The 2,500-nt window shown below is 46.5% G+C and carries 2 rRNA genes (1 of these 2 cut by a window edge); both read left to right on the top strand.

Features of this window, described 5'->3' with window-relative positions:
* Positions 1-2,041, top strand: a 23S ribosomal RNA gene (locus DIS18_RS14855) (it extends 779 nt beyond the left edge of the window).
* A gap of 161 nt (positions 2,042-2,202) precedes the next feature.
* Positions 2,203-2,310, top strand: a 5S ribosomal RNA gene (gene rrf, locus DIS18_RS14850).
* The last annotated feature ends 190 nt before the right edge of the window (positions 2,311-2,500 follow it).

Raw genomic sequence — 2,500 nt, 5'->3', positions numbered from 1 at the left:
TTCGGATGACCTGTGGGTAGGGGTGAAAGGCCAATCAAACTCGGAAATAGCTCGTACTCCCCGAAATGCATTTAGGTGCAGCGTTGATTTATAGTTTTATAGAGGTAGAGCTACTGATTGGATGCGGGGGCTTCACCGCCTACCAATTCCTGACAAACTCCGAATGCTATAAAATGTTAATCAGCAGTGAGGGCATGGGTGCTAAGGTCCATGTCCGAGAGGGAAAGAACCCAGACCATCAGCTAAGGTCCCCAAATGTATGTTAAGTTGAAAAAACGAGGTGAAATTGCTTTGACAGCTAGGATGTTGGCTTGGAAGCAGCCATTCATTTAAAGAGTGCGTAACAGCTCACTAGTCGAGCGATTTTGCATGGATAATAATCGGGCATAAACATACTACCGAAGCTATGGCATCGAAAGATGGGTAGGGGAGCATTGTAGTGTCGTCGAAGGTGTTCTGTGAGGGATGCTGGAGAAGCTACAAAAGAAAATGTAGGCATAAGTAACGATAATGCGGGCGAGAAACCCGCACGCCGAAAGACTAAGGTTTCCTCAGCTATGCTAATCAGCTGAGGGTTAGTCGGGACCTAACGCGAACCCGAAAGGGGTAGTGGATGGACAACAGGTTAATATTCCTGTACCTGCTCACACTAAAAGTGACGGAGGTGTATATTTGGTGCGTACTGACGGAATAGTACGTTGAAGCGAGTAGTGATACCGCGATAGTACACTGAGACTTCGGTCAAGGTGATAATCCAGAGAAGCAACTTCCAAGAAAAGCAAGTGAAGCAGCCCGTACCCTAAACCGACACAGGTAGTTGGGATGAGAATTCTAAGGCGCTCGAGAGATTCATGGCTAAGGAATTAGGCAAAATAGACTCGTAACTTCGGGAGAAGAGTCGCCACCCTTCGGGGTGGCCGCAGTGAAAAGGTCCAGGCGACTGTTTATCAAAAACACAGGGCTATGCTAAAACGAAAGTTGATGTATATGGCCTGACACCTGCCCGGTGCTGGAAGGTTAAGTGGAGATGTTAGCTTCGGCAAAGCATTCAAATGAAGCCCCAGTAAACGGCGGCCGTAACTATAACGGTCCTAAGGTAGCGAAATTCCTTGTCGGGTAAGTTCCGACCTGCACGAATGGTGCAACGATCTGGACACTGTCTCAGCCATGAGCTCGGTGAAATTGTAGTATCGGTGAAGATGCCGATTACCCGCTGTGGGACGAAAAGACCCCGTGCACCTTTACTATAGCTTAGTATTGGTTTTGGATAAGTAATGTGTAGGATAGGTGGGAGACTTTGAAGTGGCGTCGCTAGGCGTTGTGGAGTCATTGTTGAAATACCACCCTTTGCTTATCTAGAGTCTAACCTTCAATGAAGGGACAGTGCTTGGTGGGTAGTTTGACTGGGGTGGTCGCCTCCAAAAGAGTAACGGAGGCTTCTAAAGGTTCCCTCAGCACGCTTGGTAACCGTGCGTAGAGTGCAATGGCATAAGGGAGCTTGACTGAGAGACCTACAAGTCGATCAGGTACGAAAGTAGAGCATAGTGATCCGGTGGTTCCGCATGGAAGGGCCATCGCTCAAAGGATAAAAGGTACGCCGGGGATAACAGGCTGATCTCCCCCAAGAGCTCATATCGACGGGGGGGTTTGGCACCTCGATGTCGGCTCGTCACATCCTGGGGCTGGAGAAGGTCCCAAGGGTTGGGCTGTTCGCCCATTAAAGTGGCACGCGAGCTGGGTTCAGAACGTCGTGAGACAGTTCGGTCTCTATCTACAGTGGGCGTTAGAAATTTGAGTGGATCTGACTCTAGTACGAGAGGACCGAGTTGGACTAACCTCTGGTGTATCTGTTGTTCCGCCAGGAGCATTGCAGAGTAGCTACGTTGGGAAGGGATAAGCGCTGAAAGCATATAAGCGCGAAACCCACCACAAGATGAGATTTCTTTAAAGGGTCGTGGGAGATTACCACGTTGATAGGCTATAGGTGTAAAGGCAGTAATGTCATAGCCGAGTAGTACTAATAACCCATAGGCTTATTGTACGCCTGTTTTTTTACTAAGTTCAATACAATTATTACAACAATCATGTACTTTATTCAATATGTTAAGATATTAGCAGCGAAGCTGCAGTTAACAACTAAAAGTTAAAAATGAACAGTTTTAAAACTGTTAACTATTACTTTTTAACTGTTAACTTAAAACTTAAGGTGGTTATAGCGATGGGGCTCACCTCTTACCATTCCGAACAGAGAAGTTAAGCCCATTAGCGCCGATGGTACTACATTTGTGGGAGAGTAGGTCGTTGCCTTTTTTAATCCCGATTCTAACGAGTCGGGATTTTTTTTGTTTTAAACTCAAATAAGCAAATAGAGAAACAACACTTACATTAGAAAATGACTCTTGGGGATACTTGCGGGAGCAATAGCAGTCGTTCGACTGCACTCAGGATAAATTTATAGCTTTTGGAGAGGCGAGCATCGAACCTAAACTAGTAGCAGATA

It is taken from the genome of Algibacter marinivivus (genome assembly GCF_003143755.1).
Taxonomy (GTDB): Bacteria; Bacteroidota; Bacteroidia; order Flavobacteriales; family Flavobacteriaceae; genus Algibacter_B; species Algibacter_B marinivivus.
Note: the sequence above shows the minus strand (reverse complement) of the source record. Positions and strands in the feature narration are given on the sequence as shown.